The organism is Micromonospora sp. C31 (assembly GCF_018070575.1).
In the GTDB taxonomy this organism is placed as follows: domain Bacteria; phylum Actinomycetota; class Actinomycetes; order Mycobacteriales; family Micromonosporaceae; genus Micromonospora.
This window is the reverse complement of sequence record NZ_JAGPXN010000014.1, coordinates 186,310-192,745: the sequence shown is the minus strand read 5'-3', so window position 1 is coordinate 192,745 and position 6,436 is coordinate 186,310. Positions and strand designations below refer to the sequence as shown.

Here is a 6,436-nt window from a genome sequence, read left to right as displayed (position 1 = left end):
CAGGGGTGGGGAGGGGGTCGGGGCGGGGATAGGGTCGGTGGGGTGAAGGGAGTGAGCCGGTGAGGGTGTTGGCGGCGATGTCGGGCGGGGTCGACTCGGCGGTCGCGGCGGCGCGAGCCGTCGAGGCGGGGCACGACGTGACCGGCGTGCACCTGGCGCTGGCCCGCAATCCCCAGACCTACCGCACCGGCGCGCGCGGCTGCTGCACCCTGGAGGACTCCCGGGACGCCCGGCGGGCCGCCGACGTCATCGGCATCCCCTTCTACGTCTGGGACATGGCCGACCGCTTCCACGCCGACGTGGTGGACGACTTCGTCGCGGAGTACGCGGCCGGCCGTACGCCCAATCCCTGCCTGCGCTGCAACGAGAAGATCAAGTTCGCCGCGGTGCTGGACCGGGCCGTGGCCCTGGGCTTCGACGCCGTGGTCACCGGCCACCACGCCCGGCTCGGCGCGGACGGCCTGCTGCGCCGCAGCGTCGACCTGCCCAAGGACCAGTCGTACGTGCTGGCGGTGCTCACCCGCGAGCAGCTGGACCGGTCGATCTTCCCGCTCGGGGACTCGACGAAGGCGCAGGTGCGCGAGGAGGCCGCCCGGCGCGGGCTGGCGGTGGCCGACAAGCCGGACTCGCACGACATCTGCTTCATCGCCGACGGCGACACCCGCGGCTTCCTCGCCGCGCGGCTCGGCGAGGCGCCCGGCGAGGTGGTGGACGCCGCCACCGGCGCGGTGGTGGGCAGCCACAGCGGCGCGTACGCGTACACGGTCGGGCAGCGGCGCGGGCTGCACCTGGACCGCCCGGCCCCGGACGGCCGGCCACGCTACGTGCTGTCCATCACGCCGAAGACGAACACCGTGACGGTGGGTCCGGCCGAGGCGCTGGAGGTCTCCCGGGTGCGTGCCGAGCGTCCCGTCTGGACGGGCGGCCCGCGTCCCGACGCGCCGCTGGAGTGCGAGGTGCAGTTGCGGGCGCACGGGGACGTGGTGCCGGCGACGGTCGAGTTGACCGCCGACGCGCTGCGCGCCGAGCTGCGCCGCCCCGTCCGTGGGGTCGCCGCCGGCCAGGCGATCGTGGCCTACCGGCCGGACCCGGCCGGTGACGTCGTGCTCGGTTCCGCCACCATCGCGGGCTGACGGCTCGTCCACCGCGATCGCGGGCGTCGGGGGGTGGCTGTCCGCGTACCGGATAGTCTTCGGCCGTGACAGATCAGGTGTGGCCCTGGCCGGCCGGCGCGGCGACCGGCATCGGTTCGCTGCCCGGCACCGACATCGCCGAGGCGCAGCGGATCGTCCTCGGTGAGCTTCCCGCGCTGCCCCACCTGCCGGAGCTGCCGGGCCGGGGCCCCGGCGCCGACCTGATCGGCCGGACCGCCGGCCTCCTGGTCGAGCTGCCGGTGGAGCTGTACGCCGGCCGGTGGCGGATCGCGCCGCGCCCGGGGCGGGACGTGCGCCGCGCCCGCGACCTGATGGAACGCGACCTCGACCAGCTCGCCGAGCAGGCGGAGGAGTACGTGGGGCCGGTCAAGGTGCAGGTCGGCGGCCCGCTGACCCTGGCCGCGTCCCTGGAGCTGCCGATCGGCGGCCGGATGCTGCGCGACCCCGGCGCGGTCCGGGATCTCACGAACTCGCTCGCCGAGGGGCTGCGGGGACACGTCGCGGCGGTCGCCCGCCGGCTGCCGCGCGCCAGCGTGCTGCTCCAGCTCGACGAACCGTCGCTGCCGACGGTGCTCGCCGGGCGGGTGCCCACCGAGAGCGGGCTCGGCGCGTACCGGGCCGTGGATCCGAGCGTCGCCGCGTCCCTGCTGCGCACGGTCGTCGAGGCGGCCGGGGTGCCGACCCTGGTGCACTGCTGCGCGCCCGACGTGCCGCTGGAGCTGATCCGCTCGACCGGCGCCGCCGGCGTGGCCCTCGACCTCGACCTGGTCACCGAGCTGGATCCGCTGGGCGAGGCGATCGACGCGGGGCTCGGGCTGCTGGCCGGGGCCGCGTCCGGCACGGCGTCGCCCGCGGGTCGCGCGCCGACCTCGGCACAGGTCGCCGACCGGGTACGCCAGCTCTGGGACCGCCTCGGTTTCCCCCGCCGGCAGCTCGCCGAGCAGGTCGTGGTGACCCCCGCCTGCGGCCTCGCCCACGCTTCCGGGCAGTACGCGCGCGCGGTGCTCGCCGCCTGCCGGGACGCGGGGCGGCGGCTCGCCGAGGACTGAGCTTCCCGTCGTACGGGCGGGGCGGGATGCCGGCGGATCAGGGGTTGCGTGCGGAGGGCATGATCGCGGGCATGATCGACATCTCGCTCGGGCGGGCCGCCGGCTCCCTCTTCGGCCTCGCCTACGGTGACGCGCTGGGCAAGCCGACCGAGTTCCTGACCGTCGCCGAGATCGTTCGCCGCCACGGGCCGGCGGGTCCGCGCGAGCTCGTCGGCGACCCGGCGTTGGTGACCGACGACACGCAGATGGCGTTGGCGGTCGGCTGGGCACTGCACGACGCGCCGGCGCTGACCCCGGAGGCGGTCGAGCCGCTGCTGCGGGAGCGCTTCCTCGACTGGGCGGACAGCCCCGAGAACAACCGGGCACCGGGCATGACCTGCCTGCGCGCCTGCGCGGAACTCGGGCGCGGGGTGCGCTGGCAGGAGGCGACGGTGACCGGCTCGAAGGGCTGCGGGGCCAACATGCGGGTGACCCCGGTCGGCCTGGTCGACGTCGACCTCGACACCCTCGCCGGGCTGGCCCAGCTCCAGGCGGGGCTGACCCACGGCCACCCGACCGGCCTCGCCGCCAGCGAGCTGACCGCGTACGCGGTGCGGCTGCTGCGCGACGGGGCGGCGCTGGCGGAGCTGCCCAGGCTGCTCGCCGACCGGGCCCGCGCCCAGCGGCGGGTCTACCGCGCCGACTGGCTCGGCGACCTCTGGCAGCGCCCCGGGGTGGACGCGCCGGAGGACTTCATCGCCCGGGGCTGGGACGAGTGCCTCGCCGTCCTCGGCCGCCTCGACGCCGCGCTCGCCGCCCCGGACGACGGCGGCGACCCGTGCCGGCACACCGGCGAGGGATGGATCGCCGAGGAGGCGCTGGCCACAGCCCTGTTCTGCGCGATCCGGCACGCCGACGACCCGGTGGCCGCGCTGGCCCGGGGCGCCACCACCGCCGGCGACTCCGACTCGATCGCCGCGCTGGCCGGCGCCTTCGTCGGCGCCGCGCGGGGCATGGCGGCCTGGCCCGCGCAGTGGGCCGCCCGCATCGAGTACGCCGACCAGCTCGCCGCCCTCGCCCGGGCCTGGGACTGAGTCCACGCCGTCGCCGCTGAGGTGCCCGCCAGGCGGATCGTCAGCCACCCGGCGGGCCGGGTTGGGGCCCGGGTACCGGGCGGGCCGGGCTCAGACCCAGGCAGCGGGCGGGCGGGTCGGGCATCTCGGCAGGCCGGGTTGCGGGTCAGGCGCCGGGCAGGTGGGGGAGGCGGCGGATGCGACGCCACAGGGCGGGATCGCAGTCACCGGCGCGGCGGGAGAACCCGGCCAGCGCGACGTGCGCCGGTTCGGCCAGGTCGACGAAGCTGTCGTGGTCGGCGTCGGGGTCCCACCGGCGGGTGGGGATGGGCACGTGGTCGTCCCGGGAGCTCTTGTCCTGACTGGTGATCTTCAGGACGTCGGCGCCCCGGCCGTCGGCGCGCAGCACCAGGCAGGGCCGCACCTTCGAGCCGGTGCCGTCGGCGTACGGAACGTCGGCCCACCAGATCTCGCCCGGGCGCGGCGCCCCGGCGGGGGGCCGCTCGGCGGTGCGCGGTCGGGGCGGCGCGCTCGACCGGCCGGGACCGCCCGGCGGCTTCCTACGGCCGGGCCGGGCACCCGGTCGTCGGGGCGGACGCGGGTCGCCGTCCCGGTCGCCCCGCCGACGGTCGTTCCACGCCCAGCCGGCGGCCACGGCCAGCACGGTCGCCGCCGCCCAGAGCAGCCATTCCGGCATCCGTACCCCCGCCTGTCCAGTGGGTGCGGCGCGCAGGCCGCGGCTTCGACGGCGCCGCGGGTCTGCCCGCGCGGCCCCGCCGTCCGGCGATCCTCGCACGGAAGGGGTGCCGACGCCGTGCGGGCGCGACGGGTGGCCGGCGGATTGTCCCACCGGCCCGATAGGTTGCCGAGGTAGCGGAATCACGGGAGGTCGCACGGTGTCCGAGGAAGCCATTGCCCAGCAGGTCACTCCGGCACAGGAGGCGGCCGCCGGCGCGGAGCCGACCCCCGACGCCCGGGAACGGCACGCCACGCTCAGCCAGGAGCTGACCGACCACCAGTACCGCTACTACGTGCTGGACGCGCCGACCATCCCCGACGCCGAGTTCGACCGGCTGCTGCGGGAGCTGGAGGCGCTGGAGGAGCAGTATCCGGCGCTGCGCACCCCCGAGTCGCCGACCCAGCGGGTCGGTGGCACCTTCTCCACCGACTTCACCCCCGTCGACCACGCCGAGCGGATGCTGTCCCTCGACAACGCCTTCGCCGACGAGGAGTTGGCGGCCTGGGCCGACCGGGTCGAGCGCGACGCGGGCGGGCCGGTGCCCTACCTCTGCGAGCTGAAGGTCGACGGGCTCGCCATCAACCTCACCTACGAGCGCGGGCGGCTGGTCCGGGCGGCGACCCGGGGCGACGGACGCACCGGCGAGGACGTCACCGCCAACGTGCGCAGCATCCGCGACGTGCCGGGCCAGCTCGCCACGTCGGCCGAGTTCGGCGACGTGCCGGAGTTCGTCGAGGTCCGGGGCGAGATCTACTTCCCGGTGGCCGCCTTCGCCGACCTCAACGCCGGGCTGGTCGAGCAGGGCAAGCCGCCGTTCGCCAACCCGCGCAACGCCGCGGCCGGCAGCCTGCGCCAGAAGGACCCCCGGGTCACCGCGTCCCGGCCGTTGCGGCTGGTGGTGCACGGCATCGGCGCCCGCCGCGGCTTCCAGCCGGTGACGCAGTCCGAGTCCTACGCGGCCCTGAGGGCGTGGGGGCTGCCGACCAGCGACCGCTGGCGGGTGGTGCCCGACCTGGCCGGTGTGGCCGAATACATCGCCCACTACGCCGAGCACCGGCACGACGTCGAGCACGAGATCGACGGCGTGGTGGTCAAGGTCGACCCGGTCCCCATCCAGGGGCGGCTCGGCTCGACCAGCCGGGCGCCACGCTGGGCCATCGCCTTCAAATACCCGCCGGAGGAGGTGAACACGAAGCTGCTCGACATCGACGTCGAGGTCGGCCGCACCGGTCGGGTCACGCCCCGGGCCGTCCTCCAGCCGGTCAAGGTGGCCGGCTCCACCGTCGCGTACGCGACCCTGCACAACGCCCGGGAGGTCGAACGCAAGGGCGTGCTGATCGGCGACACCGTGGTGCTGCGCAAGGCCGGCGACGTGATCCCCGAGGTGCTCGGCCCGGTGGTCGACCTGCGGCCCGCCCACGCCCGGCCGTTCGTCATGCCGACCACCTGCCCGGCCTGCGGCACCCCGCTCGCGCCGGCGAAGGAGGGCGACGTCGACATCCGCTGTCCCAACTCCCGCACCTGCCCCGGCCAGCTGCGGGAGCGGGTCTTCCACCTGGCCGGCCGCAAGGTGTTCGACATCGAGGCGCTCGGTTACAAGGGCGCGGCGGCGCTGCTCGACGCCCAGGTCATCACCGACGAGGGCGACCTGTTCTCGTTGGACGAGAAGCAGCTGGCGCGGTCGCCCTTCTTCGTCAACAAGGACGGCACGCTCGGCAGCAACGCCGTCAAGCTGCTCGACAACCTGGCCGTGGCCCGCGAACGCGACCTGTGGCGGGTGCTGGTGGGCCTGTCCATCCGGCATGTGGGTCCCACCGCCGCGCAGGCGCTCGCCCGGCACTTCCGCTCCATCGAGGCGATCGACGGGGCGAGCGAGGAGGAGCTCTCCTCGGTCGACGGCGTGGGGCCGACGATCGCGGCGAGCATCCGGGAGTGGTTCGCCGTCGACTGGCACCGCGAGCTGGTCCGCAAGTGGCGCGAGGCGGGCGTACGGATGGCCGTGGAGGCGGTCGACGAGGGGCCGCGTCCCCTGGAGGGGCTCACCCTCGTGGTGACCGGCACGCTGCCCGGGTTCAGCCGCGACCAGGCATCCGAGGCGATCCAGAGCCGGGGCGGCAAGGTCAGCGGGTCGGTCTCCAGGAAGACGTCCTTCGTCGTGGTGGGCGAGAACCCCGGTTCGAAGGCCGACAAGGCGGCCAGCCTCAAGGTGCCGGTCCTGGACGAGGAGGGCTTCCGGGTGCTGCTCGAAGCGGGCCCGGAGGCCGCCCGGGAGGTCGCCCGCGTCGAGGAGTGACCCCTCCGGTCGGCGACCCGGCGGGGCAGGTCGAGATACCAACTTAATTACGACTAGGACCGATTCGCGACTGTCGTGCCGGGCATAGCGACACGGAGGGCGTTTCATTGGTGGCACGGCGTGCCACCGGGGCACGCCCCGTGGACCGA

Annotated in this window: 5 protein-coding genes; 4 read left to right on the top strand and 1 reads right to left on the bottom strand. The window is 75.5% G+C overall.

The window, feature by feature from the left end:
- Positions 1 to 59 precede the first annotated feature (59 nt).
- From mnmA to KBX06_RS19550, 3 genes are all read left to right on the top strand, one after another.
- Positions 60 to 1,133, top strand: a complete 1,074-nt coding sequence (mnmA, locus tag KBX06_RS19560) for a tRNA 2-thiouridine(34) synthase MnmA (protein WP_210837103.1) — start codon at positions 60 to 62, stop codon at positions 1,131 to 1,133.
- A 65-nt stretch (positions 1,134 to 1,198) separates the two neighbouring features.
- A complete protein-coding gene (locus KBX06_RS19555) occupies positions 1,199 to 2,203 on the top strand; it encodes a methionine synthase (RefSeq protein ID WP_210837101.1) in 1,005 nt (334 codons plus the stop codon).
- Positions 2,204 to 2,274: 71 nt separating this feature from the next.
- Positions 2,275 to 3,276 (top strand): ADP-ribosylglycohydrolase family protein, encoded by a 1,002-nt coding sequence (locus KBX06_RS19550; RefSeq protein ID WP_210837099.1) that lies wholly within the window; start codon positions 2,275 to 2,277, stop codon positions 3,274 to 3,276.
- 145 nt (positions 3,277 to 3,421) lie between these two features.
- On the opposite strand, the gene KBX06_RS19545 is transcribed toward KBX06_RS19550, so the two are convergent.
- Positions 3,422 to 3,952: a type II toxin-antitoxin system PemK/MazF family toxin gene (locus KBX06_RS19545; RefSeq protein ID WP_210837096.1), complete on the bottom strand. Its 531-nt coding sequence runs from the start codon at positions 3,950 to 3,952 to the stop codon at positions 3,422 to 3,424.
- A 199-nt stretch (positions 3,953 to 4,151) separates the two neighbouring features.
- On the opposite strand from KBX06_RS19545, the gene ligA reads away from it, so the two are divergent.
- Positions 4,152 to 6,287, top strand: a complete 2,136-nt coding sequence (ligA, locus tag KBX06_RS19540) for an NAD-dependent DNA ligase LigA (protein WP_210837088.1) — start codon at positions 4,152 to 4,154, stop codon at positions 6,285 to 6,287.
- The last annotated feature ends 149 nt before the right edge of the window (positions 6,288 to 6,436 follow it).